We start from the raw sequence: 26,772 nt of genomic DNA, 5'->3' as shown, positions 1-26,772 counted from the left end.
GTCGCGAAGAGCAAAACCGGCCACCCGTGGCCGGACTCTTAAAAAGTTATACGCGAAGTCCGTTTCGCGAAGAGCAAAAGCGGCTTTCAAAAAATTTCAGGATACCGACCATGTCCAGCACCACTCTCAACCCGTCCGAGATCAGTGAACTGATCAAGAGCCGCATCGAGCAGTTCAAGCTCGGCGCGGAAGCCCGCAACGAGGGCACGATCATCAGCGTGTCCGACGGCATCGTGCGCATCCACGGTCTGGCCGACGTGATGCAGGGCGAAATGATCGAACTGCCGGGCAATGCCTATGCGCTGGCTCTGAACCTTGAGCGTGACTCGGTCGGCGCCGTGGTGCTGGGCGAGTACCAGCACCTGCGCGAAGGCGACGTTGCCAAGACTACCGGCCGTATCCTCGAAGTGCCGGTCGGCCCGGCCCTGCTCGGCCGCGTGGTCGACGCGCTGGGCAACCCGATCGACGGCAAGGGTCCGATCAACACCACCTTCAGCTCGCCGATCGAAAAGGTCGCGCCGGGCGTGATCTGGCGTAAGTCGGTCGACCAGCCGGTGCAGACCGGCTACAAGTCGGTCGACTCGATGATCCCGATCGGCCGTGGCCAGCGCGAGCTGATCATCGGCGACCGCCAGACCGGCAAGACCGCGCTGGCCATCGACGCGATCATCAACCAGAAAGACTCCGGCATTAAGTGCATCTACGTCGCCATTGGCCAGAAGCGCTCGTCGATCGCCAACGTGGTGCGCAAGCTCGAAGAGCACGGCGCGCTGGCCAACACCATCATCGTGGTCGCTTCGGCTTCCGAGTCGGCGGCGCTGCAGTACATCGCGCCGTATTCGGGTTGCGCCATGGGCGAGTACTTCCGCGACCGCGGCGAAGACGCGCTGATCATCTATGACGATCTGTCCAAGCAGGCCGTGGCCTACCGCCAGATCTCGCTGCTGCTGAAGCGTCCGCCGGGCCGCGAAGCCTATCCGGGCGACGTGTTCTATCTCCACTCGCGCCTGCTCGAGCGCGCTTCCCGCGTCTCCGAGGAGTACGTCGAGAAGTTCACCAACGGCGAAGTGAAGGGCAAGACCGGTTCGCTGACCGCGCTGCCGATCATCGAGACGCAGGCCGGTGACGTGTCCGCGTTCGTGCCGACCAACGTGATCTCGATCACCGACGGCCAGATCTTCCTGGAAACCGACCTGTTCAACGCCGGCATCCGCCCGGCCGTGAACGCGGGTATCTCGGTGTCGCGCGTGGGTGGCGCCGCCCAGACCAAGATCGTCAAGAAGCTGTCCGGCGGCGTGAAGCTGGCCCTGGCGCAGTTCCGCGAGCTGGCTGCGTTCGCGCAGTTCGCCTCGGACCTGGACCCGGCCACCCGCGCCCAGCTGGACCGCGGCCAGCGCGTGACCGAGCTGATGAAGCAGTCGCAGTACGCGCCGCTGTCGATCGCCGAGCTTGCGCTGTCGGTGTACGCCGCCGAGAAGGGCTACCTCGATGACCTGCCGGTCAACAAGGTGCTGGCGTTCGAGAAGGGCCTGCACGCCTTCATGCACCAGAACCACGCCGAGCTGATGAAGAAGATCGTCGCCACCGGTGACTGGAACAACGAGATCGAAGCCACCTTCAAGTCCTCGCTCGACGAGTACAAGAAGACCGGCAGCTGGTAAGCAATAAAGGGTGTACGGCCGCTCCATGGGCGGCTGTACAGCACTCCGGCTGACAGGCCGGGATCGCAATCACCCCATAGGTTGAGGCAAACGTGGCAAGCGGACGCGAAATCAAAACCAAGATCAAGAGCACGCAGAACATGCGCAAGGTGACGCGCGCGCTCGAAATGGTCTCGGCCTCGAAGATCCGCAAGGCGCAGGATCTGATGAAGGCCTCGCGTCCCTATGCGCGTGCGATGCGCAAGGTGATCGCGCATGTGGCCCAGGCCAGCACGGACTTCAGCCATCCGTTCTTGCAGGAGCGCGAGAAGGTCGCCCGCGTCGGTTACGTGGTCATCACCACCGATCGCGGCCTGTGCGGCGGCTTGAACTCCAACCTGTTCCGTCGCCTGCTGCCGGCTATCCGCGAATGGCAGGACAAGGGCGTCGAGGTGGACGTCGTCGCCATTGGCCAGAAGGCGGTGCAGTTCTTCCGCCGCATCAAGGGCGTCAACCTGATCGGCAGCGTCAGCCACCTCGGCGAAAAGCCGAAGCTGGAAAGCCTGGTGGGCGTGATCAAGGTGGTGCTGGACGCCTACATGGAAGGCAAGCTCGATCGCGTGTTCCTGGCCTACAACGACTTCGTCAACACCATGACGCAGAAGCCGTCGGTGCACGCGCTGCTGCCGTTGCCGGTGGTTGCTGAAGAGATGGCAGCCGTGGCCGGCGAGTCGGCACCTTCGCCGGATTACCCGGTGGCCGGCCTCAAGCTGGAGCAGAAGCACGACTGGGACTACATCTACGAACCCGATGCCGCCACTGTGCTGGAGCATGTGCTGGGTCGCTACATCGAGTCGGTGGTGTACCAGGGCGTGCTGGAAAACCTCGCCAGCGAGCATGCCGCACGCATGGTGGCGATGAAGAGCGCGTCGGACAACGCGAACAAGGTCATTGGCGAACTGACGCTGATCTACAACAAGGCACGTCAGGCTGCGATCACCCAGGAAATTTCCGAAATCGTAGGCGGCGCCGCGGCTGTATAAGTGCAGGCATCGCTGCCTGCAAGAGCAGATCAAAAAGCGATCATCCATGATCGCGAGAATCAAAAAGCAACCATCCGTGGTTGCGCTTTAAATAAGAGCGACGCCCAGGCGGCGCTGGTATCGAACCTTAAAGATCCATCCGGAGCACATCCATGAGTCAGGGCAAAGTTGTACAGATCATCGGCGCGGTCATCGACGTGGAATTCCCGCGCGATCAGGTGCCGCAGGTTTACGACGCGCTGAAGATCGACGGCACCGACATCACGCTGGAAGTCCAGCAGGTGCTGGGTGACGGCGTCGTCCGCACGATCGCCCTCGGCTCGACCGATGGCCTCAAGCGCGGCCTCGAAGCGCGCAACACCGGCGAAGGCATCAAGGTGCCGGTCGGCAAGGCCACCCTCGGCCGCATCATGGACGTGCTCGGCAACCCGATCGACGAAGCCGGCCCGATCGACACCAAGGACCATTGGGTCATCCATCGCGAAGCGCCGAGCTACGACGACCAGGCGGCTGCGACCGACCTGCTCGAAACCGGCATCAAGGTCATCGATCTGGTCTGCCCGTTCGCCAAGGGCGGCAAGGTCGGCCTGTTCGGCGGCGCCGGCGTGGGCAAGACCGTGAACATGATGGAGCTGATCAACAACATCGCCAAGGCGCACTCGGGTCTGTCCGTGTTCGCTGGCGTGGGTGAGCGTACCCGTGAGGGCAACGACTTCTACCACGAGATGAAGGACTCCAACGTGCTGGACAAGGTCGCGATGGTGTACGGCCAGATGAACGAGCCGCCGGGCAACCGTCTGCGCGTGGCGCTGACCGGCCTGACCATGGCCGAGTACTTCCGCGACGAGAAGGACGAGCACGGCAAGGGCAAGGACGTGCTGCTGTTCGTGGACAACATCTACCGCTACACGCTGGCCGGTACCGAAGTATCCGCACTGCTCGGCCGCATGCCGTCGGCGGTGGGTTACCAGCCGACGCTGGCCGAGGAAATGGGCGTGCTGCAGGAGCGCATCACCTCGACCAAGACCGGCTCGATCACCTCGATCCAGGCCGTGTACGTGCCCGCGGACGATTACACCGATCCGTCGCCGGCCACCACCTTCGTGCATCTGGACTCGACCGTGGCGCTGTCGCGCGATATCGCCAGCCTGGGTATCTACCCGGCAGTGGATCCGCTGGCCTCGACCAGCCGCCAGCTCGATCCGCTGGTGATCGGCAACGAGCATTACGACGTGGCTCGCCGCGTGCAGGGCACCTTGCAGCGTTACAAGGAGCTCAAGGACATCATCGCGATTCTCGGCATGGACGAGCTGTCGCCGGAAGACCGCCTGGTCGTGGCCCGCGCGCGTAAGTGCGAGCGCTTCTTCTCGCAGCCGTTCCACGTGGCCGAAGTGTTCACCGGCTCGCCGGGCAAGTACGTGCCGCTGAAGGAAACCATCCGTGGCTTCAAGATGATCGTGGACGGCGACGTGGACCACCTGCCGGAGCAGGCCTTCTACATGGTCGGCGGCATCGACGAGGCCATCAAGAAGGCCGAGGACATGGCTGCCAAGAAGGCCGCCTGATCCTTCCGGGCGGACTTCACCAGTCCGCCCGTCGCCTTACGCATCCGGAATTCGAGTCATGAGCCACACCATTCGCGTCGAAGTCGTCAGTGCCGAAGCCGAGATCTACTCGGGCGAGGCCACGATGGTCGTTGCCACCGGCGAGATCGGCGAGCTGGGCATCACGCCGCGCCACGCGCCGCTGATCACCCGCCTGAAGCCGGGCAAGGTCGTTGTTACCCAGCCCAACGGTGAGAAGGTGGATATCTCCATCACCGGTGGCGGCATTCTCGAAGTGCAGCCACAGGTGGTCACCGTGCTGGCCGATTCGGCGATCCGTTCCGAGGACATCGACGAAGCCGCCGCGCTGGCTGCCAAGCAGCAGGCCGAGGACGCCCTGGCCAACCGCACCGATGCGGTCGAGATCGCCGAGGCCCAGGCCAAGCTGGCCGAGGCGCTGACGCAGCTGCAGGCGCTGGAGCGCCTGCGCAAGACCCTCAAGCACTAACCCTCCTCCCCTGCACCCAGCGGCAGGGAGGCGCACACAGGACGCCGGCCTTGGGGTCGGCGTTTTTGTTTATGCTGGCTCCAGCCAACAGGGAGAGGGATGGCATGGGCGCGAAGCGGTCGGAACGGGCAGGCACGCGGCATCGGTTGGGCAATGGACTGACCATCGGGATGGTGACGTTGCTCGCAGCCTGCGCCAGCACGCCCACTTCCTCGCCGGCCCCGCCTTCGCCGGAAGCAGACACCTCGTACCGGTCGGTTTCGAAGGACGGCATGCGGCATTACCAACTGGCGCTGGGCGAGGTTTCCACAGGCGCGACACCGTATGACCATCCCGCGCCGGTCTATCCCGCTACGCTGCTCGCCGCCCGGCTACCGCCGCAAGAGGTGGAGGCGCTGCTTATCGTCGACACGGAAGGCAGGGTCAGCGAAGTGCGCATGGCCGATGAAGCGCAGGCCGATCCGCAGCAACGCCTGTTCATGGCGGCCGTGCGCACCGCCGCCATGCAGTGGGTCTTCGAGCCGCTGCGGGTCAGCCAGTGGGCCTCCGACGCCAACGGCAACACGCATGAAGTGGGTAGCGAGGTGCGGCCGTTCAGTCTCTACTATGTCTTCCGTTTTGCCTGGAAGGACGGCAAGCCGGTCACCGATGCCAACGCGACGGGCAAAGCCTCCCATTAACCCTTTTCCCGACTCCCAGGTGCCAGCGGCGCCCACGCCGGCGGCTGCTATGCTCCGCCGCTAGCCAAGACGGGCCAGCTCATGATCAAGAACGCTCCCCTGCACGTCATTGTCCTCGCCGCCGGCGAAGGCAAGCGCATGAAATCCAAGAAGGCCAAAGTGCTGATGCCGCTGGCCGGCCGGCCGCTGCTCGCCCACGTGCTGGAGGCGGCGCGTTCGCTGCAGCCGCAGGCCATCCACCTGGTTTACGGGCATGGCGGGGACCAGGTGCGGGCGGCCTTCGAAGGCCAGGACGATTTGCGCTGGGTACTGCAATCACAGCGACTGGGCACGGGCCATGCGGTGCGCGAGGCGTTGCTCGATGTGCCCGATGCGGCCACCGTGCTGGTGCTCTATGGCGACGTGCCGCTGACCCGGGGCCAGACCCTGCAGCGGTTGGTGGGCGCCGAGGGCACGGTGAGCCTGCTGGCGACCCGCGTGGCCGATCCGCAGGGCTATGGCCGCGTGCTGCGTGACGGCAACGGCCTGATTCGCGCCGTGGTCGAGGAGAAGGACGCGGACGACAGCCAGCGCGCCATCAACCTCGTCAACACCGGCATCGTGGCCGCCGAGGCGGTGGCGTTGAAGCGTTGGACGTCCAAGCTCGATCGCAACAATGCGCAGGGTGAGTATTACCTCACCGATATCTTCGCCATGGCGGCCGCCGAGAATCGCGCCGCCACCTGCGTGGAGTGCGAGGACGAATACGAGGCCGCCGGCGCCAACAATCCCTGGCAGCTGGCCGAACTGGAAGCGCAGTACCGCCTGCGTGCGGCCAAGGCGCTGGCGCTGGACGGCGTGCGCATGGCCGACCCGCAGCGTATCGATGTGCGCGGCACCGTGCGCGCAGGGCAGGATGTGGAAATCGATATCGACGTCATCCTGGAAGGCGAGGTGTCGTTCGGTGACGATGTGCGTATCGGCGCCTTCACGCGCCTGAAGAACGTACAGCTGGCCGCGGGTACGGTGGTGCAATCGCATTGCGATCTGGAAGGCGTGGTTACGCATGGTGCGTGCACCATTGGCCCGTTCGCGCGCCTGCGCCCGGGTACCGAGCTGGCCGCCGGCGTGCACATCGGCAACTTCGTGGAAACCAAGAAGGCCACGCTGGGCGAAGGCAGCAAGGCCAACCACCTGAGCTATCTCGGTGACAGCGTGATCGGTGCCGGCGTGAATATCGGCGCGGGCACCATCACCTGCAACTACGACGGCGTCAACAAGCACCTCACCCTCATTGGCGATGGCGCCTTCATCGGTTCCAACAGCGCGCTGGTGGCGCCGGTGACCATCGGCGCCCAGGCTACCATCGGCGCCGGCTCGGTGATCGGCAAGGATGCGCCCGCCGGCGAGTTGACCGTGGCGCGTGCGCGCCAGATCAGCCTGCCTGGCTGGCGGCGACCCGTCAAAAAGGAGTGAGGTCGCTTCGGCGTCCCGCCCGGGTACGGCGGGATGTTTTGACATACAGGTTTCCCCAGCCAAGCTACGCCAAGGGCAGTTCGGTATGCTGACGATGTGACTCGCCCATCATCGGTTGGGGCAGCGTGAAGGCCGGCCCTGCCCACGTGACAGGAGGAACTTATGCGCGTTCGGTTCGTCAGCGTGTTTGTCGCCACCACCATGGTCGTGTTCTGCGCATTGTGCGCCCCCGTGCTGCATGCCACCGATGGCATACGGGAGCTGCGAAGCACCCCGCAGCTGCAGTCGTCGGCCGGCACCGATTACGTGTTGCGCATGACCTCGTTCGGCGGCCTCGCGGTCACCCTGATCGACGTGCATTCGGGCTCGGGCGACTGGATCAAGGCCGATGTGTCGAAGTTGCCGCCGCTTCCCGCCGCGCCGCCCGCATCGTCGAAGGAATCGCCGGTACAGTGGTTCTACGGCGATAGCGTGGGCTGGATGCCAGTGCCTGCCGGCTGGCGCGTGCAGCGCGCTGCCATTGGCGCCGACGGCAACACCATCTACACCTTCACCGCTCCCGACGGAGCGTCCGCCGGCTGGCTGAGCTATACGGTGATCCCCGCCTGCGAGTCCTGCATCCTGCAGGCGGCGGCGGGGCTGTTGCCCGGTGCCGGCGAACGCCTGGCTTCGACCAACCAGCAGCCCGTGATCAACCTGGGGCAGACCCATCCGGTGATGAGCTGGCAATCGCGCCCGGACGACTGCTCACTGCTGTTTCGCTATCGCACCGGTACATTGACCGTGCGGGCGGCAGTGCTCGGCAGCGTGTCGATGGCGATGGACGACACCAAGGGCGACCTGTCATTGGCCGATGTCTATGCCGCCTTGCCGGATCGCCAGTCCGCCCTGGCGGACTATCTGGTCGGCCACTTCCAGCAGGCGTTTCCCGCCTGCCGTTCACCCCATGGCTGGCCTCAGGCGTAGCGCCAGCCGTCGATCTCCACCAGCAGCTCCTGGCGGCAGATGTCGCCGTGCAATAGCAGCACCGGTACCCCGGGCAGGCGACGCTGCATGAAGTCGCGCACCAGCGGGGCATCCGTGGGATGGCGTACGTAGGCCTTGAGTGGCGACTGGGTATCGAAGCCGGCGGCCATGCCGGCGCTGGCCAGCAGGGCTTCGAGATTGATCAGGGTCTCGTCCAGTTGGGCGATCAGGTCGTCCCGGTGGGCGGAGGCGTGGCCGACCACGGCGGCGGTGCCGGAGATGGCCAGCGCATCCTGCGCGGGCAACGCCATGGCGCGGGCGAAGCTCGGCGACGTGCGGCCGTACTGGCGCGGGTAGCGCCAGGCGCTGACCTGGCGGGGGTTCTCCACGCGCTGGCCCGGTTGGTCGCAGGCCAGCAGATAAACCTGCAGGCGGGGCTCGGCGGCATGGTGGCCAATCGCCGTGGCGGCGGGAAAACCCTCGGCGAAAAAATCGGCCATGCCGGCGGCGCGGCCATCGCAGAATTGCTTGTAGCGCTCATCGTCGCCAGCGCCCTGGTTGATGTCGCCCAGGTAGTTCCACAGGCGTTGCACGTGGCGTTCGCTGCGCGTGGCCAGGAACCGGCATAGCTGCGCATAGGCCGCTGCTGCCGTGTCGCGCGGGCCACCATGGTCGCGTTCGTCCAGCTCGACGGCGGCAAACAGCCAGCCGCCGCCGGCGGACCAGCGCAAGTCGCCGGAGCGCCCCGGCGTGACCGGTTCGGCGACCTGCCAGATTTCCACCGCGGCGGGGGCGTCGAAGCTTTCCAGCGCCACCCCCAGCCAGCGCGGATCGGCGCTGCGGACGGCGCCGGCGCCGAAGCCGAATACCGCCAGCGTGCCGGGCTCGGCGAGTACCACGCCGGGCTCGGCCTGGCGGTAGGACACCTGGGGCGCCCGCCGGGGTAAGGGGTGACGCATCACGTTTTCAAAACCCTGAACCATGGAGTCCAGCCGGGGCGGTGGGGCCGCTATGTTACACTCGCCGACCGCCGCCTCTGGGGGAGAGGCGCATGTACCGGGTACGGAATCAGGCATGGCCGAGCAGAGCACCGCACAACACGAACTGGCCACTTTGATCGTGGAAAGCCTCAATCTGGAGACGGTGAGCGCCGACCAGATTGAACCGGATGCACCGCTGTTTGGCGGCGAGCTGGGCCTGGATTCCATCGATGCGCTGGAAATCGCGCTGGCCGTGTCCAAGCGCTACGGCTTTCAGCTTCGTTCAGACAATCCCGAAAACCGCCAGATTTTCACCAGCTTGCGCACGCTTTCCGAGCACATCGAGCGACACCGCGCCGCGTAACGTTCATCGGGCATGATGCCGCCAGGCGGCATGCTTCCGCCGCATCGTCCGTGTATCCAGCGAGCAGGCAGATCCATCCATGTCGTTCCATCCTCCCACCCACCCGAGACGTACGCCGCGGCGCTGGCTGCCGCTGCTGTGCGTCTATCCGGTGCTGGCGCTGGCGGGCGTGCTGACCCATCGCCAGGAGTTTTCGCTGGTCGCCTGCGCGCTGCTGCTGACCTTGCTGATGGCGCCCGCACTGGCATCGCGCCGGCCGCTGCCGTGGACAGCCTGGGCGCTGACGCTGGCGGCGATGGGCTGGTTGTGGCGGCACGGCATGGTCGGGTGGCTGCTCGAGTGCGTGCCCATCGCGATCAATCTGCTGCTGGCCATGCTGTTCGGCCGCAGCCTGCGTGCGGGCTCGATGCCGCTGATCGCGCGCTTCATCGAGGCCGTGGAAGGCCGCGAGCGATTGCAGGCGCCGGGCGTGGCCACTTATGCGCGCCAGCTCACCTGGTTCTGGACCTTGCTGATGGCGGCACAGGCGTCGGTACTGGCGATATTGCTGCTGTGCGCCGAACCGGGCGGCCTGCTGGGGTCGCTGGGCATCGCTTCGCCCTGGCCGGTGCCGGCCGGGTTGGCGCAGGCTTATGTGCACGTGGGGGGCTATGTGCTGATTGCCGCGGCTTTCCTGCTGGAGCATGCGTTCCGTCGCTGGCATCTGCGACATATCACGCATCCACGCATGCATGAATTGGCGTTGGGCATTGCGGCGCGCTGGCCGCAACTGGTGCGTGGCGAGGATCCGGCGTCGTCATGAATCACGCGACGTTTCAGCGCGAGATTTGCGTGCCCGCGGATCATCCCTGCCTGCCCGGCCACTTTCCCGGCGCGCCGCTGGTGCCGGGCGTGGTCCTGCTCGAACAGGTCGCCATGGCCTTGCGCGACTGGCGCGGGCAGCGACTCGCTCGCGTGGCCGAGGCCAAGTTCGTGGCGCCGCTGCTGCCGGCGCAGGACGCCGTCATCAGCTTGATGGAAAGCGGCGGCCGCCTGCGTTTCGAGATCCGTCGCGAGCATGAGCTGCTGGCGCGCGGCACCATCGAGGGCGCGCCATGAGCGAGCACTGGCAGAGCCGCCCCGAGGGTGGTGGACGCTTCGCGATATGGCTGATCCGCACGATCGCCCTGGTGGGTGGCCGGCCGTTTGGCCGTCTATGCCTCTATCCCATCACGCTGTACTTCTATTTGCGCCGGGGTCCCGAGCGGCAGGCCTCCAGGCGTTTCCTCGAGCGGGTGCTGGCGCGGCCGGTGACGCCCTGGCAGGTGATGAAGCATATCCATTGCTTTGCGGCGACCCTGCTCGATCGCATCTTCCTGTTGGCACGGGGCGAGAAGGGCTTCGACATCACGGTGGATGGCCTGGACGAGCTTGAGGCCTGCGTCGCGCAAGGGCGCGGCCTGCTGTTGCTGGGCAGCCACCAGGGCAGCTTCGAGGCGCTGCGCGCGTTGAGTTCGCGTCGGCCGGATATCCCCTTGCGCGTGGTGCTGGACAAGCAGAAGACGCCGGCGATGACCGAGCTGCTTGAAGCGCTGGCACCGGAGGTGGGCGCCAGCGTAATCGACGCATCGCTAGGCGGCGCCTCCATCACTCTGGCCATGGCCGAAACCTGTGCGCAAGGAGGCATGGTGGCGCTGCTGGCCGATCGCGGCCGCGAGCACGAAGTGCTGCGGCGTACGCCGTTTCTTGGCCAGCCGGCGCCGTTCCCGGTCGGTCCCTGGTTGCTGGCGCATTCGTTGCGCGTACCGGTCATGCTCTGCTTTGGCCTGTACGAAGGCGGCAACCGCTACCGGCTGGTGTTCGAGCCGTTCGCCGATCACGTGGAGATTCCCCGGCATGCGCGCACCGAGGCGCTGGACGCGTGGCTCGCCCGTTACGCTCGTCGCGTGGAACACTACGTCCACGCCGCTCCCTACAACTGGTTCAATTTCTATGACTTCTGGCAGCAAGACGTGGATGCTCCTGTGCGGCCTGATGCTGTCGCTGTGCGCGAACGCGTCGGCGCCTGAAGACGCTGCCACGGCCCGTGAGCTGGTGATGTCGCTGGGGCGTCCGGCGCCGGCACGCACGCCGTTTGCCGAAGCGCGCTTCATGAAGATGCTGGACCGGCCGCTGGTCGTTTCCGGCCAGCTGGCCTGGCTGGGTGACGATCGCCTCGAACGCCAGGTCGAGCACCCCAATCGTGAGGTATCGACCATTGCCGATGGCGAGGTGACCCAGCAACGCGAAGGGCGCGAGCCTCGCCACTTCTCGCTCGCCCGCGCGCCGCAGCTGCAGATCCTGCTCGACAGTTTCGTGGCTCTGCTTGGTGGCGATTCCGTCAGGCTGGAGCAGTCCTTCGACGTCCAGCACAGCGCCGATCATGCCGGGCATTGGACGCTGGCGCTGACGCCGCGCGATGCAAAGCTGGCCCGCACGGTCAGCCGCATCGAGATCGACGGTCGCGGCAACCAGCCGCGCTGCCTGCGCATGCAGGAAGCCGACGGGGATCTGGCCGTCGACCTGCTCGGCGAGCTTGCCGCGAAGATGCCGGCGACGCCCACGCGCGACGCGTTGCAAGCGCTCTGCCAGAGCGACTGAGCATGCGTCGCGGCGGGCAAGTGCTGCTGCTGGTGGCGTGGCTGGCGACATTGGCCGGGCTGGGTGCGCTGGTGGCGCAGCGGCTGCGCATCAGCACGGACCTGCGCAGCTTCATGCCCGCGCCTGCCACGCCCGACCAGCGCCTGCTGATGGAACAGGTCGGCGAGGGCCCGGGCTCGCGCCTGCTGTTGCTGGCGATCGCCGGCAAGCCGGGCGCGCCACTGGCCGAGTTGAGTCGGCAGCTGGCTGCCGCGCTGCGCAAGGACAGCCACTACACCCAGGTGCTCAACGGCAGTTTCGATATCGGCGCGCTGGATGCCCGCCTGTTGCCCTATCGCTATCTGCTGTCGCCCACGCTGGACAGCGAACGCATGGATGCCGGGTTCCTGCGCGATCAGCTGCAGCAGCGGCTGGAGGATCTCTCCTCGCCGGCGGCGAGCCTGCTCAAGCCACTGCTGCCGCGCGATCCCACGCTGGAGGTATTGAAGCTCGCCGAGCGCTGGACGCCGCCCAAGTCACCCGAGATCCGTGATGGCGTGTGGTTCTCCGCGCAAGATGAGGCGTTGCTGCTGGTGCAGACGCAGGCGCCGGGATTCGATCCGGATGCACAGGCCATCGCCATCGACGGCATCCAGCGCGCGTTCGATCGCCTGCCCGATCATGCTGGCGCCACCCTCACGCTGAGTGGTCCCGGCTATTTCAGCGTGGTGGTGAATGCCCAGACTCGAGGGCAGGCGGAGTGGATCGGCCGCGTTTCCACGGTGGGTTTCATCCTGCTACTGTTGCTGGCCTATCGCAGCGTGGGCTCGCTGCTGTTGTCGGCGCTGCCCATCGCCAGTGCAGCCCTGGCGGGTATCGCGGTGCTGGTGCTGCTGTTTCCGCAGGTGCATGGCATCACTCTCGCCTTTGGCTTCACCCTGCTGGGGGTGGCGCAGGAATACCCCATCCGCGTGCTCAGTCATCGGCGTGCCGGCGAGAACGCGCTGCAAAGCGTGCGTGACCTGTGGCCGCTGCTGCTCACCGCCATCGCTTCGGCATGCATCGCCTACCTGGCGTTCTATGCGTCCGGCGTGAATGGCCTGCGGCAACTGGCCGTCTTCACGATCACCGGCCTGCTGGTGGCGGGGTTCAGCACGCGCTACCTGCTGCCCCATCTGTTGCCTGTTCGCGTGCGCGACGTGGCCGATATGCGCTGGCTGATCGCCGCGCGCCGGCTGGTCGATGCGCTGCCGCGGCCACGCTGGGTGCCACTGGCAGCCGCCTCGGCCACCGTGTCGATGTTGGCGTTTGCGCAGGGACCCTTCTGGCAGAACGACCTGGCGGCGCTGACACCGCTGCCCACCGATCTGCTGCAGCGCGATGCGCGACTGCGTGAGGCATTGGGCGCGCCGGATGTGCGCTATCTGCTGATCCTGGAAGCCGACAGCGAACAGGGCGTGCTTGCCTTGTCCGAGCGCTTGCAGCCCGCGGTCGATGGATGGATCGCCCGCCGCGCGGTCGATGCCGTCGAGCTGCCCTCGCGCTATCTGCCCAGCGAGGCGGTACAGCGTGCACGCCAGCAGCGGCTGCCCGATCGCGCGACGCTGGAACAGGCGCTGGCCGAGACGCAGCAAGGCATGCCATTCCAGTCTGGCCTGTTCACGCCGTTTGTCGATGACGTGCAGCAGGCACGGCAGTTGCCGCCGCTGACGCCGGCGCGCTTCGCCATGTCGCCGTTGGGCCAGCGGCTGGCCGCCATGCTGGTGCGGCGCGGCGATCGCTGGCTTGGCCTGGGCACGCTCAGCGGCGTGCACGACGTGGCAGCCCTGCAGCAGTGGGCGCAGGCCAGCGGTGGCGCCGTGCGCGTGCTCGACCTGAAGGGGGCCGCCGAATCGCTGGTGGTCGACTACCGCACCCGCATCCTGCATGCACTGCTGGCGGCGGCGCTGCTGCTGGTGATGACCATCACCCTGGCCTTGCGCAGCCTGCGCCGCGCCTGGCACGTGCTGGCGCCGATGACTTTGGCCACCTTCCTGGTGTTGGCCGTCGAGCGCGTCGCCGGCGTCGAGATCTCGCTGTTCCACCTGGTGGCCCTGATCCTCGCCGCCGGGCTCGGGCTGCACTACGCCTTGTTCTTCGAACGCGACACCGGCGACGCGGCCGAGCAGCGGCGTACCCTGCACGCGACGCTGGTGTGCGTGCTGTCGGCGCTGCTGGTGTTCGGCATGCTGGCGTGGAGTTCGATCCCGGTGCTGCGTGCGATCGGCCTTACCGTGAGCCTGGGCGTCGCCTTCCACTTTTGCCTTTCGATCCTGATGGCTCCCCATGCTCGCCAAGACTGACTGGATGCACTTGATCCCGCACCAGGGTGCGATGTGCCTGCTGGACGCCGTGATGGCGTGGGATGACGCTGCCATTCATGCCATCGGCGAGACCCATCGCCATGCCGGCCATCCGTTGCGTGGCGTGCGGGGTTTGCACGCCGTGCACCTGGCCGAGTACGGTGCGCAGGCGATGGCCGTGCATGGGGCGCTGCTGGACCGCCGGCGCGGCGATGCGACGGTGCGCCCGGGGCGCCTGGTGAGCCTGCGCGACGTAACGCTCGCCGTTGACTATGTGGATGCCGCCTATGGACGTCTGGACGTCCATGCGTGGCGGATTCATGCCGATGCGTCGGGCGCGCAGTACGGCTTTCGGGTGGAGCATGCGGGTCGGCTGCTGGCCGACGGTCGCGCCACCGTGATTCATCCCGTCACCTGACCGAGAGGCTCCCCATGTCGCAAGCCAATCTTCCTCGTCGCGCACTGGTGACCGGTGGCAGCGGTGACCTGGGCGGGGCGATCTGCCGGGCGCTGGCCGCGGGTGGTTACCACGTGATCGTGCATGCGAATGCGGCGCTGGCCCGCGCTGACGACGTGGCGGCCGCGATCCGCGACAGCGGCGGCAGCGCGCAGGCGCTCGCGTTCGATGTCACCGACGCGGGCGCTACGCGGCATGCCATCGACGCCTTGCTGAGCGATGGCGCCATCCATGCCGTGATCAACAATGCCGGCATCCATCAGGACGCACCCATGGCCGGCATGTCGGACGAGGCCTGGCACCGGGTCATCGACGTGTCGCTGCATGGCTTCTTCCACGTGACGCAGCCCTTGTTGCTGCCGATGGCGCGTGCGCGCTTCGGCCGCATCGTGTCGGTCAGCTCGGTGGCCGCGCAGCTGGGCAATCGCGGCCAGGCCAACTATGCGGCGGCCAAGGCGGCCCTGCATGGCGCCACCCGCTCGCTGGCGCGCGAGATGGCCTCGCGCGGCATCACCGCCAACGTGGTGGCGCCCGGGGTGATCGAGGGGCGCATGGCCGGCGAGGATTTTCCGATCGAGCGCATCCGCGAGATGGTGCCCGCGCAGCGCGCCGGCAAGCCGGAGGAAGTGGCCGCGCTGGTGGCGTTCCTGTGTTCGGACGCGGCCGGCTACATCAACGGCCAGGTGATCGGGGTGAACGGCGGGATGGTGTAAGGCCGATCAGGGGCGACGGTCAGGTCACTGCGGCGTCGTACACGATCGGCTGCGACGCGCGCGAACGGCGGTAACTGGCGAGCACGTCGCCATGGCGGAAGATCTGCCCCACCGTGTAGAACGTGATGCGCGAAACATCGCGTATCGGGCTGAAATGGCTGATGCGGAATTCGCCGTGGTAACGCGAGGCGATGGGCACCGAGGCCACCCCCAGGCCCTTCTCGCGCGACGCGGCAATCAGGATGGCGGCTTCGAACACGAAGTTCTCCGCCGGCAGGTCGACCAGGTCGAGCGCGGCACGCGGATACCAGCGCTGACCGCTCTGCGTGTCGGCCACCGGCTGCGCGCACGCCCACGAGATGCCCCAGTCCGCCACGTTGTTGGCGCGACGGCGGTTCTTCGGTTGCTGTTCGCGATCGAGCAGGCGGGCGCCGATCACGATGTGGTTGGGATAGCGCTGTGCGGCGGCCACGATGCGCGGAATGTCGCTGGCCAGGTGCTGGCCATCGCCGTCCATGGTCAGCACGGCATCGAAACCCTGGCGCAGCGCTTCGCGAAATCCGGTGCGCAGCGCCTCGCCCTTGCCGCGTCGTTGCGGGTGACGCAGCAGCGTCACCGGCAACGCGCCGACGATCTCGGGAGTGCGGTCGTCCGAGCCATCGTCCACCACCATCACCGGCACGCCAAGCGCCAGCACGGACTGGATGATGTTGCCGATCGCCGCTTCCTCGTTGAGGCAGGGAATCAGTACGCACCAGCGGACATCGGATGTATTCAAGCAAGCTTCTCCAGAACAACTTGCAGAGCCAGGGTGGGGGCTGCGGCAAGGGTGCAACACCCGCCGCCACGTGCAAGATTCTGCAACAGTGGCCACGCGGATGCGGCAGTGGGGTTGGCCTCGTACCAGGCCCCCGTGGGCGGTCCGGGCTGCAAAGTATCCTCGGCATGAGGCTGCAGCGTAAGGTGAAGCTGCGCGAGGGCGTTCATCCCAGGTTGCGGCGACAGCACCAGGGCGCAGCCGAACGCGATGCGCGAGCCGCTCATTTCGCCCAATGGGCCGTGGCCGGCGATGTCGCTGCACACCAGCAATACCGGACGCTGCTCGGCCACGCACAGCGTGGCCGCTTCCAGCAGCCCCGCGCCGAAGCTGGCATGGCCGGCGCTGATCGCGCTGGATGCCGCGTGGCAGCCGGTGGCGATGGTCCAGTAGCCGGCGGGGGCGTTGTGCACGGAATTGTGGAAGCGCGTGGGCGAGAGTTCGGCGGGCGCCTGGGCCAGCGTCGCGCACATGTAGTCGGAAATCAGCTGATCGCCATAGGCAGAGCTGAACACGCAGGCCAGTTCGCTGGCCGTCCGTCCGCTCATGGCCACCGCCTGTCCGGCCACTTCGACCGCCAACAGCACGCTGTCCGGGGCGCGGCGCCGTTCGTTGGCGGGCAATGCCGCGGCGGTTGGGCGTGCCGGTGGCGCGGCCGGGGCAAGGCCTTGCTGCCGTGCCTGCAGGGCGGCGAAGTCAGCCATCTCGGCTGACCACAGGCCGACACCTTCCAGCTGGACTTGCAACGTGGTCATGCCGGCGCGCTCCCGAAGGCGAGGCAGGCGTTGTTGCCGCCAAAGCCGAAGGAATTGCTCAGCGCCACCTCGACGCGGCGCGGCTCGTTGACCAGCGCGAATTGCGGGCCGCAGGCGGCATCCAGTGTCGTGCAACCCAGGTTGCCGGGCACCAGGTCGCGCTGGATGGCCAGCAGCGCGAACGCCGCCTCGAGGATGCCGGCCGCGCCCAGCGTGTGGCCGGTGTAGCCCTTGGTCGAACTGGCGCGGGTAGTGGCCGGAAACGTGCGGGTGATCAGCGCCGCTTCCACTTCATCGTTCTTCTGGCTGGCCGTGCCGTGCAGGTTGATGTAGTCCACCTGCTCGGCGCGCAGGCCGGCGCGGGCCAGCGCTTCGCGCAGGGCGAGTTCGGCGCCCAGCCCTTCCGGATGTGGCGTGGACATATGGTGCGCATCGCTGGATTCGCCGTAGCCAAGCAGGCGCGGCGCGCGTGGCGCGGCGTCGATGCGTTCCAGCAAGGCGAAGCCGGCCGCCTCGCCGATGGAAATGCCGCAGCGCGCCTGGTCGAATGGCCGGCACGGTTCGGGCGACACCAGCTCCAGCGCGTTGAAACCGAACAGCACGCTGTCGCACAGCGTATCCACGCCACCGACCACGGCGGCATCGGCCAGCCCCAGCCGGATCAGCCGCTCGGCGTTGGCGAACACCTTGGCGCTGGAGGAACAGGCGGTGGAAACGGTCAGGCAGGGGCCTTCCAGGCCCAAGGCCTCGGCCACGAAACCGGCCAGCGAATGCGGCGCGTGGATCGCGGGGCGGCGCAGTTCGGGCGGCATGCGGCCATCCGCGTCGAGCCGCCGGTAGGCTTCCTCGGTGGCGCCGATGCTGGCGGTGGAGGTGCCCAGCACCAGCGCGACGCGGGCGGCGCCATAACGCTGGCGGGCGTCCAGGGCGTGGGCCAGGAAATGATCCTGGTGCAGGCCCAGCCAGGCGAGGCGATTGTTGCGGCACTCCCAGGTGGCATGGGCGGCCGGCAGCGCGGCCTCTTCCACGCCGTCGACGCGACCGATCCAGCAGGCCAGCGGCGCGCTGCTGAAATCGTTCGGTCGGAGCCCACCGCGGTTGGCGGCCAGGGCGGAAAACTGGTTTTCGAGACCTTGGCCGAGCGCGGAAGTGGCCGTAAAAGCACTCACGGCAAGGGGTTGGAACGGTACTGACATCGCGCGAGCCTAACCAGCGACCGCTCCATTGCCTAGTCTGGACAAACCACGGTGGAGCGGCCATTCATGTTTCCAGCGCGGTTGGCGGAGGCGATTGTGCCCGCATTGCCCGCGGCGCACGACGCGAAGCCAGTCCCCGTGGGACACTCCATCCCTTGTCGATCTGTTGTCTGCCATGGGCCGCCGTGCCGCCGATCATCGCTCCGCTCAAACGTGGTCCCTGGCGCTATCTGAGCGACCGGGACGTGCTGCATGCGGCCCTGGTGACGCTGCTGGCGCTGGTGCTGAGCCTGGGCCTGATCTGGGTGGGCTATTTCGTCTACGTGTGGCGCGTGGCAGCGCGCAGTCCGCTCACCCTGCCCCGACCCATGACCGTGCTGGTGTTCGGTCGCCGCCTGGTGCATGACCAGCCCGAGCGCGACTACCAGCAACGCCTGTCCCGGGCACTCGCCCTGATGCGCGCCGAGCAGACCGACCATGTGCTGCTGCTGGGTGGCCGCAGCGGTGGCGGCCTCAGCGAGGCGGCCGCGGGGCGGGCCTGGCTGGACGGCCACGAACTGCCGCCCGGGGTGACCTTGCAGCTGGAGCAGGCCTCGGTGGATTCACTGGAAAACCTGCGCCACGCACGCAGCCTGCTGCAGGAGGACGGCCCGGTGATCCGATTGCTGCCGCCGGTGGCGCTGGTGACCAGCCGCTACCATCTCGCGCGCTGCCTGTTGCTGGCCCGCCGGCTCGGCTTCGACAGCGTGCCGGTGGCGGCCGAACCGAAGCTCGTGCTTAGCCGCCGCTACCTGGTGCGCCTGCTGGCCGAGTCGGGCTATCTGATGTGGATCGACGTGGGAGCCCGCTGGGGTCGCTTGATCGGCCACCGGCGCATCGTCGCGCGGCTCAGCTGATCGCCTGCGCGACGCCCCGCCGCAGCGGGGCGGGCATCGGTGCTTGCTAAGCTTGCGCATTGCGAACGACCACGAGTCATCCGATGAGCCAGCAAGCCGACCAAGCCGAAACCTTCCTGCGCGAGCTGCAGGACCGCATCTGCGCGGCCATCGAAGGGCTCGACGGCAAGGCGCGTTTCGAGGAGGACGCCTGGACGCGTCCCGCCGGCGGCGGTGGGCGCACGCGCGTGTTGCGCGACGGCGCCATCTTCGAACAGGCCGGGGTGAATTTCTCGCGCGTCTACGGCAACCAGCTGCCGCCAAGCGCCACCGCGCATCGGCCCGATCTGGCCGGCGGCAGCTTCGTCGCCACCGGCGTGTCGCTGGTGCTGCATCCACGCAACCCGCATGTGCCCACCACGCACGCCAACGTGCGCTATTTCGAGGCGAGCAAGGAAGGCGTGCCGCCGGTGTGGTGGTTCGGTGGCGGCTTCGACCTCACGCCGTTCTATCCGCACGATGAGGACGTGGTGCACTGGCACACGGTGGCGCGCGACCTGTGCGCGCCCTACGGCGCACAGGTCTATGCGCGCTACAAGCAGTGGTGCGACGAATATTTCTATCTCAAGCATCGCGGCGAGACGCGTGGCGTCGGCGGCCTGTTCTACGACGACTTGAACGAAGGCGGCTTCGAGCGCTGTTTCGCCTTCACGCGGGATGTCGGGCAGGGTTTCCTGGACGCCTACCTGCCCATCGTCGAGCGCCGCAGGGACACGCCCTATGGCGAGCGCGAGCGGGAGTTCCAGCTCTATCGCCGTGGCCGCTACGTGGAGTTCAACCTGGTGTACGACCGCGGCACGCTGTTCGGCCTGCAATCGGGCGGGCGCACCGAGTCGATTCTGATGAGCCTGCCGCCGCGCGTGCGTTTCGAATATGCGTACCAGCCGGAGGCGGGCTCGGCCGAAGCGCGGCTTGCCGATTACCTCAAGCCGCGCGAATGGGTGTGATCGTGATCCGTCATCTCGGCTTGTGCCGGGGTGACGGATAAGTAGCGGCTACCCGTTATTCCGTCGGCACATCCCCGCTGAACTTCACCGGCGTGGCGCCCTTGACCGGGCCGATCTGCGCCGTGTCGCTCACCTGCAGTACCACCTCGCGGCGGAACTCCAGCGTGCCCTGCACCACCGCGTGCGGCCCGATCACCACATGCGGCAGGCGGCTGTTGCTGCTCCAGTTGAACCAGCCGCCCGGCTTGTCGACCAGGATGCCGCCTTCCACGCGGGAGTTGGGCCCCACGGTGATGTCACCGCTCACCGTGTGGATGCCGCCGCCCACGTGCGCGTTGTCCAGATTGATCGAACCGTTGACGCTGCCGACCTTGCCGGCCACATCGGCCTGGTTGCCCAGGCGGATGCCGCCGTTGGTGACATCGACGCCACCGGTGACGTGGCCGCCGGCGCCCAGGGTGACGCTGCCATTGACGGTGTCGATGGCGCTGGCCTGGGCGTGATCGCCCAGTTCCACCGAACCGTTCACGGTGCTGGCCTTCTGCACGACGGCGTTGTCGCCAATGTGTACGGCGCCATTGACGGTGCTCACGTTGCCGGCATGCTGGCCGGCCTCGACGCGCACGGCGCCGTTGACCTTGTCGATGTCGTTGTCCGCCGCCAGCGCGGTCAGGGGCAGGGCCAGGGCGAAGGCGAGGACTAGCAAGTTACGGTGCATGACGAAACTCCGTGTAGGTATTGACCCGCTTAGGATGCTCCCGTGCGGCATGGGGTTTAGCATGACCTTCGACAGGGGCACGGCCCGATTTGACGTGCCCGGGGCCGGGCCTCAACATTTCAGGTTTCCCGCCGCGAATCCCTGCCATGCACAAGCTCGTCCTCATCCGTCACGGCCAGTCCCAGTGGAACCTCGACAACCGCTTCAGCGGCTGGGCCGACGTGGATCTCACCGAACAGGGCCGGGCCGAGGCCGCCGAGGCGGGCCGCCTGCTCAAGGCCGAGGGTTATACCTTCGACGTGGCCCATACCTCCGTGCTCAAGCGTGCCGTGCGCACGCTGTGGGGCGTGCTCGACGCGATGGACCTGATGTGGCTGCCGGTGATCACCGATTGGCGCCTCAACGAACGCCACTACGGCGCGCTCACCGGCCTCAACAAAGCCGAGACGGCGGCCAAGTACGGCGAGGACCAGGTCAAGATCTGGCGCCGCAGCTACGACATCCCGCCGCCGGCGCTCGACCGCGCCGCCAACGAGTCGGTGAACGACCCGCGCTACGCCGGGCTCGACGGCTCGATGATTCCCGACACCGAATGCCTGAAGGACACCGTGGACCGCGTGGTGCCCTACTGGCACGACGTGCTGGCGCCGGCCGTGCAGTCGGGCCAGCGCGTCGTGGTGGCCGCGCATGGCAACTCGCTGCGTGCGCTGGTGAAGTACCTGGACAACATCGCCGACGACGAGATCGTCGAGCTCAACATCCCCAATGGCGTGCCGCTGGTGTACGAGTTCGACGCCAACCTCAAGCCGATCCGTCATTACTACCTGGGCGACGCCGAGGCCATCGCCGCCAAGATGGCCGCCGTGGCCAACCAGGGCAAGGCCAAGTAGGCGCCTGGTCGTCGCGGGTGACGGATGTCACCCATCATGGCGGTATCGCGTCAGTCGTCAGCGCTCCGGCGGGTCGCTAAGCTGTCCCAGGCTTCCTTCACGAGTGACGAGCATGGCTCCGCATATGACGCTGGCGATCATCATCCCGGTAATGGCGTTCGCGGTCTGGCGCCGCGTGCGTCGCAGCTTTGGGCGACAGCCGATCCGGCGCAAGCAGATGATCGCCCGCATCGCCATCTTCAGCGTGATCGGCGTGGCGCTCGCCAGCAGCGGCCTGGCCAACCTGCGCTTGCTGGAAGGTCTGCTGGGCGGGGCCGTGGGCGGCGTTGCGCTGGGACTGCTCGGTTTGCGCCTGACCCGTTTCGAGCGCGATGCGAGCGGGGCCGATGCCTACTATCCCAACGCGTGGATTGGCGGCCTGCTGACCGTATTGCTGGTCGCCCGCCTGGCCTGGCGCTTCCTGGTGGCGATGCCGCAGTTGCAGGATCCGGCCACGGCTTATGCCGGGCCGGCCATGGGCAACAGCCCGCTGACGCTCGTCGTATTCGGGTTGATGATCGGCTACTACATCGCCTACTACGCCGGCCTGCTGGTACATCACCGTCGTTTCGAGCGCGCCCAGGCAGCCGCTACGCCCACAGCGTAGGCGCGCTCAGAGCGCGTCGTTGTCCAGCTCGCCGGTGCGGATGCGGATGACCTGCTCCAGCGAGCTGACGAAGATCTTGCCGTCGCCGATCTTGCCGGTGCGGGCCGACTGCTGGATGGCCTCCACCACGCGATCGAGCTGATCGTCGGCCACGGCCACTTCCAGCTTGATCTTGGGCAGGAAATCGACCACGTACTCGGCGCCGCGGTATAGCTCGGTATGGCCCTTCTGTCGGCCAAAGCCCTTCACCTCGGTCACGGTGATGCCTTGCACGCCCACTTCCGCCAGCGCCTCGCGCACATCATCCAGTTTGAACGGCTTGATGACCGCAACCACCAGCTTCATGGGTATTCCTCATATTCGGGGTGTTCCGGCACCAGGTGCCGCCAAGGTGACCATTTTGCCTGTCCGGCGGGCGAACTGTCGCGTGCTTCCTGAGCGTGTAGGACAATGCCTACAACTTGTAACGGAACCAGCTGATGGTGGCATTTATGGACATGAACCTACACTTCTCCACGACGAGCTCGGGGTGCTGTCCATGATGGATAGGCAGGATATCGATCAACTTGCCCAGCGTCTTGTTTCGTTGGTTCCATCAGGATTGGCTCAGGCGCATCAGGATTTGCGCACCAACTTCAGCGATGTCCTGGCGCAAGGATTGCGCCGCCTCGACCTGGTCACCCGCGAAGAGTTTGAAGTCCAGAGCCAGCTTCTGGCGCGCACCCGCGCCAAGGTGGATGCCCTGGAGAAACGAATCGCAGATCTTGAGGCCGGTGCTGCCACCTGACAGGGCGTAGCGCGGGTCCACGTCCCGGGAGCCGCCCCCGATCTGTCACCCTCACCCCGAGAAACGATCGGGGGCGGCTGTTTTTACCGTAGGCCGCTTGAGGGAGTCGCTCCGTGTTTCAACCTGGCAGCCGCTCCCTGGCCCATCGCTTCGCGTTGGCTCCATGAGTCTTGCGGTTACGCTCAGCCGTGCCCAGGAAGGTGTGGCGGCGCCCCAGGTGATGGTTGAAGTCCATCTTTCCGGCGGCCTGCCGGGCACCAATATCGTGGGGCTGCCGGAGGCTGCGGTGCGTGAAGCCCGCGACCGTGTACGGGTGGCCATCCAGAACACCTCGTTCGAGTACCCCAACCGCAAGGTGACGGTAAACCTTGCACCGGCCGAACTGCCCAAGGATGGCGGGCGCTTCGACCTGGCCATCGCGCTGGGCATTCTCGCCGCTGGCGGGCAAGTGCCGCGAGAAAAACTGGACGACTGCGAATTTCTCGGCGAGCTGGCGCTTTCCGGGGCGTTGCGCGGCGTTTCCGGCGTACTGCCGGCACTGCTGCGTGCCCGTGCGCGGGGCCGCCGCGTGGTGGTGCCGCGGGCCAATGCCGCCGAGGCTGCCCTGGTTTCCGATGCCGACGTACTGGTGGCCGACACGCTGGCCGAGGTGTGTGGCTGGTTGCGTGGGGCGCAGGACCTGGCCCTGCCCACCGAAGCCCCGGGTACCAGCGCGGAACCGGGAGGCCCTGATCTGGCCGATGTGCGTGGCCAGTTGCAGGCCCGGCGTGCGCTGGAAATCGCCGCCACCGGCGGCCACCACCTGTTGTTGACGGGGCCCCCGGGCACCGGCAAGACCATGCTGGCCGAGCGCTTGCCCGGCATCCTGCCGCCCATGACCGAGTCGGAGGCGCTGGAAACCTGTGCCGTGCTGTCGGTAGCGGGGCAGGCGGTGGACCTGGCGCACTGGCGTCGACGCCCGTTCCGCGCGCCGCATCACACCAGTTCGGCCATCGCACTGGTCGGCGGTGGTTCGGTGCCCCGTCCGGGCGAGATTTCGCTGGCCCACAACGGCGTGCTGTTCCTGGACGAGCTGCCCGAATTCGGCCGGCACGTGCTCGATGTGCTGCGCGAGCCGATGGAGTCCGGGCATATCGTGATCTCCCGGGCGGCACGCCAGTCCACCTTTCCCGCCCAATTCCAGTTGGTGGCGGCGATGAACCCCTGCCCTTGCGGTTATGCCGGCGATCCCCGCCAGCGTTGCCAGTGCACGCCGGATCGGATCCAGCGCTACCGCTCGCGTATTTCCGGGCCGCTGCTGGATCGTATCGACCTTGGCGTGGAAGTGCCCCGCATGCCGCTGGGCGAGCTGGGTGCGCCGCGCGGCAGCCATGACGAGGATTCGGCCACGGTCCGTGCCCGCGTGGTCAGGGCGCGCCACCACGCCCTGATGCGGGCCGGCCGGCCCAACGCGGAGATCAGCACCCGCGAGCTGGAGCGCGATTGCGCGCTGGGGCCGGCCGAGCGGCGCTGGTTCGACGCGGCGCTGGAGCGGCTGGGCCTGTCGGCCCGTGCCTATCACCGTACCTTGCGCGTGGCGCGCACCATCGCCGACCTCGACGGTGGCGCCGCCCTGCTGGACCGGGTCCACCTGGCCGAGGCGCTGACGTATCGGCGCTTTTAAGGCGAGCCCGGGAACGGCAATTTTTGAACCGACGGGTATTGACTTGTCCAGGCCGCGGCGTATTATCTGTACCCGCTAGTTCTCTAATGAACTCAGCCCGCCACCCCGGTATCGGTACTCCCTCCCCCTCCCCCCGTCCGATACCGGGGCTTGGCCTCTCTCCTCTTCGGTTTCTGTGCCGATTCACCGGGGCGGTAGACGTCGCGGCTGCGTGCGTGCTCCGATAGCGAAGTCGCGGACGCTCGAAGGATCGTGCATGTCGCTTGATCTCGGAATGCTGCTGGTGCTCGTGCTGGGCATCGGTTTCCTTGCCCAGTGGCTGGCATGGCGGGTGAAGTTGCCCGCGATCCTGTTCCTGTTGCTGGCAGGCATCCTGCTGGGTCCGGTCGCAGGCGTGGTGCAGCCGGACAAGCTGCTGGGCCCGCTGCTGTTTCCGATGGTTTCGCTGGCGGTGGCGCTGATCCTGTTCGAGGGCAGCCTGACCCTGCGTTTCAGCGAGCTGCCGGGCATCGGTGGCGTGGTGCGCGGGCTGGTCACTTATGGGGCGGTGGTCGCCGTGCTGCTATTGGCGGTGGCGGCCCACTACCTGGGTGGATTGAGCTGGGAAGTGTCCCTGCTGTTCGGCGCCCTCACCTGCGTGACCGGGCCCACCGTGATCGCGCCCATCTTGCGCACGGTGCGGCCCAATGCCCGCATCGCCAACACGCTGCGCTGGGAAGGCATCGTGATCGATCCGCTCGGCGCGCTGTTCGCCGTGCTGGTGTACGAGGCGATCGTCTCGCACCAGGAGGGCCACACGATCGGGGTGTTTCTCACCGTGATCGCGTGCGGCACGATCATCGGCCTGCTCGCCGCGTGGTTGCTGGCAATGTTCTTGCGCCGCCAATTGATTCCCGAGTACCTGCAGAATTTCGGCGCGCTGGTGGCGGTGTTGCTCGCGTTTTCGCTGTCCAACGCGCTCAGCCATGAATCGGGCCTGCTCGCGGTGACGGTGATGGGCATCGCGCTGGGCAATATGCGCGATGTGCATATCGACGACATTCTCGACTTCAAGGAAAACCTCACCACCTTGCTGGTGTCGGTGCTGTTCATCCTGCTGGCGGCGCGCCTGCAGTGGCCGCTGCCTCCTGGCGTGCTGTGGGCGGGCGTGGCGATCTTCATCGCCGCGCAGCTGGTGGTGCGGCCGGTCACGGTGATCATCGCCAGCGCGGGCAGCACGCTGAGCTGGCGCGAGCGGGCACTGATCGCCTGGGTGGCGCCGCGTGGCATCGTAGCGGCCGCCGTCTCCGCATTGTTCGCATTGCGACTGGATGCGCTGGGCACGCCGGGTGCCGAGGAACTGGTGCCGCTGGTCTTCATCCTCATCATCGGCACGGTGGTTCTGCAGAGTGCGACGGCCCGGCCGTTGGCGCGCTGGCTGAAGGTGGCCGAGCCGGATCCCAATGGCGTATTGATTTATGGCTCCGACCAGGTGGCGCGCCTGTTGGCGCGTGCGTTGGCGGATGCGGGTTTCCGCGTGATCGTGGCCGACGAACACTGGGAGGGCATCCGCCTGGCGCGGATGGATGGCCTGACCACGTTCTTCGGTCACCCCGCCACGGCTTATGCGGAACGCCATCTGGATCTCACCGGCATCGGTCGCCTGCTGGCGATGTCGCCCAATCGGGAGCGCAACGCGCTCGCCTGCGTGTACTACCGCCAGGAGTTCGGGCGCGCACGCATCTACCGGCTGAAGAACGAGGCACCGCAGGATGCCAGTGATCGCGGGCAGCTCGGTGGCCACCTGCTGGCGCCGGCGCTGTTTGGCGAAGACCTGACCCATGAACGCTTTGCCGAGCGGCTGGCCGAGGGCTGGCGCATCAAGTCGACGCGACTCACGCAGGCATTCGACTGGCCTCATTTCATCGAACAATACGGCTCGCCTACCGTGCTGTTGTTCGGTGTGGAGGAAAAGGGGGCGTTGCGCGTGGCCTCGGTGAAGCGCGAACTGGAACCGCGCCCGGGCTGGCTGGTGATTGCCCTGGTGCCACCGGAAGCGGCCGCGCCGGCGCAGGCATGAAGCAATAGTCCCTGCGTGGCGTGCGCGAAGAGGCAGGACAGGGCCGCCCTCTCCGCGCACGCGCCGGCG

At 67.0% G+C, this 26,772-nt stretch carries 28 protein-coding genes; 22 read left to right on the top strand and 6 right to left on the bottom strand.

Features of this window, described 5'->3' with window-relative positions; translation table 11 throughout:
- Nucleotides 1-110 precede the first annotated feature (110 nt).
- The 7 genes from atpA (at nucleotide 111) to MJ606_RS05155 (ending at nucleotide 7,836) form a co-directional block, all read left to right on the top strand.
- Nucleotides 111-1,661, top strand: a complete 1,551-nt coding sequence (gene atpA, locus MJ606_RS05185) for a F0F1 ATP synthase subunit alpha (RefSeq protein WP_243048325.1) — start codon at nucleotides 111-113, stop codon at nucleotides 1,659-1,661.
- Nucleotides 1,662-1,753: 92 nt separating this feature from the next.
- Nucleotides 1,754-2,683 (top strand): F0F1 ATP synthase subunit gamma, encoded by a 930-nt coding sequence (atpG, locus tag MJ606_RS05180; RefSeq protein WP_243048324.1) that lies wholly within the window; start codon nucleotides 1,754-1,756, stop codon nucleotides 2,681-2,683.
- A gap of 152 nt (nucleotides 2,684-2,835) precedes the next feature.
- On the top strand, nucleotides 2,836-4,248 hold the full coding sequence (gene atpD / locus MJ606_RS05175; RefSeq protein ID WP_243048323.1) for a F0F1 ATP synthase subunit beta: 1,413 nt from the start codon (nucleotides 2,836-2,838) through the stop codon (nucleotides 4,246-4,248).
- 58 nt (nucleotides 4,249-4,306) lie between these two features.
- Nucleotides 4,307-4,735: a F0F1 ATP synthase subunit epsilon gene (locus MJ606_RS05170; protein WP_243048322.1), complete on the top strand. Its 429-nt coding sequence runs from the start codon at nucleotides 4,307-4,309 to the stop codon at nucleotides 4,733-4,735.
- Nucleotides 4,736-5,007: 272 nt separating this feature from the next.
- Nucleotides 5,008-5,415 (top strand): hypothetical protein, encoded by a 408-nt coding sequence (locus tag MJ606_RS05165; protein WP_243048321.1) that lies wholly within the window; start codon nucleotides 5,008-5,010, stop codon nucleotides 5,413-5,415.
- A gap of 84 nt (nucleotides 5,416-5,499) precedes the next feature.
- Entirely contained in the window at nucleotides 5,500-6,870 is a 1,371-nt protein-coding gene (glmU, locus tag MJ606_RS05160; RefSeq protein WP_243048594.1) for a bifunctional UDP-N-acetylglucosamine diphosphorylase/glucosamine-1-phosphate N-acetyltransferase GlmU, read from the top strand.
- A 162-nt stretch (nucleotides 6,871-7,032) separates the two neighbouring features.
- Nucleotides 7,033-7,836 carry a DUF4850 domain-containing protein gene (locus MJ606_RS05155; protein ID WP_243048320.1) on the top strand — a complete coding sequence of 268 codons (804 nt, stop codon included), beginning with the start codon at nucleotides 7,033-7,035 and terminating at the stop codon, nucleotides 7,834-7,836.
- On the opposite strand, the gene MJ606_RS05150 is transcribed toward MJ606_RS05155, so the two are convergent.
- On the bottom strand, nucleotides 7,827-8,819 hold the full coding sequence (locus MJ606_RS05150; protein ID WP_243048319.1) for a pteridine-dependent deoxygenase: 993 nt from the start codon (nucleotides 8,817-8,819) through the stop codon (nucleotides 7,827-7,829). The genes MJ606_RS05155 and MJ606_RS05150 overlap by 10 nt on opposite strands.
- Before the next feature lie 91 nt (nucleotides 8,820-8,910).
- Between MJ606_RS05150 and MJ606_RS05145 the strand changes: the two genes are divergently transcribed.
- The 8 genes from MJ606_RS05145 (at nucleotide 8,911) to fabG (ending at nucleotide 15,290) form a co-directional block, all read left to right on the top strand.
- A complete protein-coding gene (locus MJ606_RS05145; RefSeq protein ID WP_243048318.1) occupies nucleotides 8,911-9,180 on the top strand; it encodes a phosphopantetheine-binding protein in 270 nt (89 codons plus the stop codon).
- A 79-nt stretch (nucleotides 9,181-9,259) separates the two neighbouring features.
- Nucleotides 9,260-9,982 carry a xanthomonadin biosynthesis protein gene (locus MJ606_RS05140; RefSeq protein ID WP_243048317.1) on the top strand — a complete coding sequence of 241 codons (723 nt, stop codon included), beginning with the start codon at nucleotides 9,260-9,262 and terminating at the stop codon, nucleotides 9,980-9,982.
- Complete coding sequence (locus MJ606_RS05135) at nucleotides 9,979-10,278, top strand: hydroxymyristoyl-ACP dehydratase (RefSeq protein ID WP_243048316.1); 300 nt, start codon at nucleotides 9,979-9,981, stop codon at nucleotides 10,276-10,278. Before MJ606_RS05140 ends, MJ606_RS05135 begins: the two co-directional genes overlap by 4 nt.
- Entirely contained in the window at nucleotides 10,275-11,228 is a 954-nt protein-coding gene (locus tag MJ606_RS05130) for an acyltransferase (protein WP_243048315.1), read from the top strand. The genes MJ606_RS05135 and MJ606_RS05130 overlap by 4 nt, the downstream gene beginning before the upstream one ends.
- Nucleotides 11,176-11,799, top strand: a complete 624-nt coding sequence (locus MJ606_RS05125; RefSeq protein WP_243048314.1) for an outer membrane lipoprotein carrier protein LolA — start codon at nucleotides 11,176-11,178, stop codon at nucleotides 11,797-11,799. Before MJ606_RS05130 ends, MJ606_RS05125 begins: the two co-directional genes overlap by 53 nt.
- A gap of 2 nt (nucleotides 11,800-11,801) precedes the next feature.
- Complete coding sequence (locus MJ606_RS05120; RefSeq protein WP_243048313.1) at nucleotides 11,802-14,120, top strand: MMPL family transporter; 2,319 nt, start codon at nucleotides 11,802-11,804, stop codon at nucleotides 14,118-14,120.
- A complete protein-coding gene (locus MJ606_RS05115) occupies nucleotides 14,104-14,538 on the top strand; it encodes a phosphotransferase (protein WP_243048312.1) in 435 nt (144 codons plus the stop codon). The genes MJ606_RS05120 and MJ606_RS05115 overlap by 17 nt, the downstream gene beginning before the upstream one ends.
- 14 nt (nucleotides 14,539-14,552) lie before the next feature.
- Nucleotides 14,553-15,290: a 3-oxoacyl-ACP reductase FabG gene (gene fabG / locus MJ606_RS05110; protein WP_243048311.1), complete on the top strand. Its 738-nt coding sequence runs from the start codon at nucleotides 14,553-14,555 to the stop codon at nucleotides 15,288-15,290.
- Nucleotides 15,291-15,309: 19 nt separating this feature from the next.
- Here fabG and MJ606_RS05105 read toward each other — a convergent pair whose 3' ends face one another.
- The 3 genes from MJ606_RS05105 to MJ606_RS05095 are packed head-to-tail and all read right to left on the bottom strand — an operon-like array spanning nucleotide 15,310 to nucleotide 18,058.
- Nucleotides 15,310-16,068 (bottom strand): glycosyltransferase family 2 protein, encoded by a 759-nt coding sequence (locus tag MJ606_RS05105; protein ID WP_243048310.1) that lies wholly within the window; start codon nucleotides 16,066-16,068, stop codon nucleotides 15,310-15,312.
- Nucleotides 16,065-16,862 (bottom strand): beta-ketoacyl synthase chain length factor, encoded by a 798-nt coding sequence (locus MJ606_RS05100; protein ID WP_243048309.1) that lies wholly within the window; start codon nucleotides 16,860-16,862, stop codon nucleotides 16,065-16,067. The genes MJ606_RS05105 and MJ606_RS05100 overlap by 4 nt, the downstream gene beginning before the upstream one ends.
- Nucleotides 16,859-18,058, bottom strand: coding sequence for a beta-ketoacyl-[acyl-carrier-protein] synthase family protein (locus MJ606_RS05095; protein ID WP_243048308.1), 1,200 nt, complete (start codon nucleotides 18,056-18,058; stop codon nucleotides 16,859-16,861). The genes MJ606_RS05100 and MJ606_RS05095 overlap by 4 nt, the downstream gene beginning before the upstream one ends.
- A gap of 155 nt (nucleotides 18,059-18,213) precedes the next feature.
- On the opposite strand from MJ606_RS05095, the gene MJ606_RS05090 reads away from it, so the two are divergent.
- Entirely contained in the window at nucleotides 18,214-18,954 is a 741-nt protein-coding gene (locus MJ606_RS05090) for a YdcF family protein (protein WP_243048307.1), read from the top strand.
- Between the two features lie 83 nt (nucleotides 18,955-19,037).
- Complete coding sequence (gene hemF / locus MJ606_RS05085) at nucleotides 19,038-19,940, top strand: oxygen-dependent coproporphyrinogen oxidase (RefSeq protein ID WP_243048306.1); 903 nt, start codon at nucleotides 19,038-19,040, stop codon at nucleotides 19,938-19,940.
- Between the two features lie 55 nt (nucleotides 19,941-19,995).
- Here hemF and MJ606_RS05080 read toward each other — a convergent pair whose 3' ends face one another.
- Nucleotides 19,996-20,658 (bottom strand): hypothetical protein, encoded by a 663-nt coding sequence (locus MJ606_RS05080; protein WP_243048305.1) that lies wholly within the window; start codon nucleotides 20,656-20,658, stop codon nucleotides 19,996-19,998.
- A 146-nt stretch (nucleotides 20,659-20,804) separates the two neighbouring features.
- Between MJ606_RS05080 and gpmA the strand changes: the two genes are divergently transcribed.
- Together gpmA and MJ606_RS05070 are read left to right on the top strand one after the other, a co-directional pair.
- The gene (gene gpmA / locus MJ606_RS05075; RefSeq protein ID WP_243048304.1) at nucleotides 20,805-21,548 is read left to right on the top strand and encodes a 2,3-diphosphoglycerate-dependent phosphoglycerate mutase; all 744 of its coding nucleotides are present in this window, start codon (nucleotides 20,805-20,807) and stop codon (nucleotides 21,546-21,548) included.
- A 112-nt stretch (nucleotides 21,549-21,660) separates the two neighbouring features.
- On the top strand, nucleotides 21,661-22,194 hold the full coding sequence (locus tag MJ606_RS05070) for a DUF1453 domain-containing protein (RefSeq protein ID WP_243048303.1): 534 nt from the start codon (nucleotides 21,661-21,663) through the stop codon (nucleotides 22,192-22,194).
- 6 nt (nucleotides 22,195-22,200) lie between these two features.
- Here MJ606_RS05070 and glnK read toward each other — a convergent pair whose 3' ends face one another.
- A complete protein-coding gene (glnK, locus tag MJ606_RS05065; RefSeq protein ID WP_243048302.1) occupies nucleotides 22,201-22,539 on the bottom strand; it encodes a P-II family nitrogen regulator in 339 nt (112 codons plus the stop codon).
- Between the two features lie 193 nt (nucleotides 22,540-22,732).
- On the opposite strand from glnK, the gene MJ606_RS05060 reads away from it, so the two are divergent.
- The 3 genes from MJ606_RS05060 (at nucleotide 22,733) to MJ606_RS05050 (ending at nucleotide 26,703) form a co-directional block, all read left to right on the top strand.
- Nucleotides 22,733-22,981: an accessory factor UbiK family protein gene (locus MJ606_RS05060; protein WP_243048593.1), complete on the top strand. Its 249-nt coding sequence runs from the start codon at nucleotides 22,733-22,735 to the stop codon at nucleotides 22,979-22,981.
- A 163-nt stretch (nucleotides 22,982-23,144) separates the two neighbouring features.
- Entirely contained in the window at nucleotides 23,145-24,644 is a 1,500-nt protein-coding gene (locus tag MJ606_RS05055; RefSeq protein WP_243048301.1) for a YifB family Mg chelatase-like AAA ATPase, read from the top strand.
- Between the two features lie 256 nt (nucleotides 24,645-24,900).
- Nucleotides 24,901-26,703 carry a sodium:proton antiporter gene (locus MJ606_RS05050; protein ID WP_243048300.1) on the top strand — a complete coding sequence of 601 codons (1,803 nt, stop codon included), beginning with the start codon at nucleotides 24,901-24,903 and terminating at the stop codon, nucleotides 26,701-26,703.
- Nucleotides 26,704-26,772 lie beyond the last annotated feature (69 nt).

This window comes from Dyella sp. RRB7 (genome assembly GCF_022761115.1).
Classification (GTDB): Bacteria; Pseudomonadota; Gammaproteobacteria; order Xanthomonadales; family Rhodanobacteraceae; genus Dyella.
Note: the sequence above shows the minus strand (reverse complement) of the source record. Positions and strands in the feature narration are given on the sequence as shown.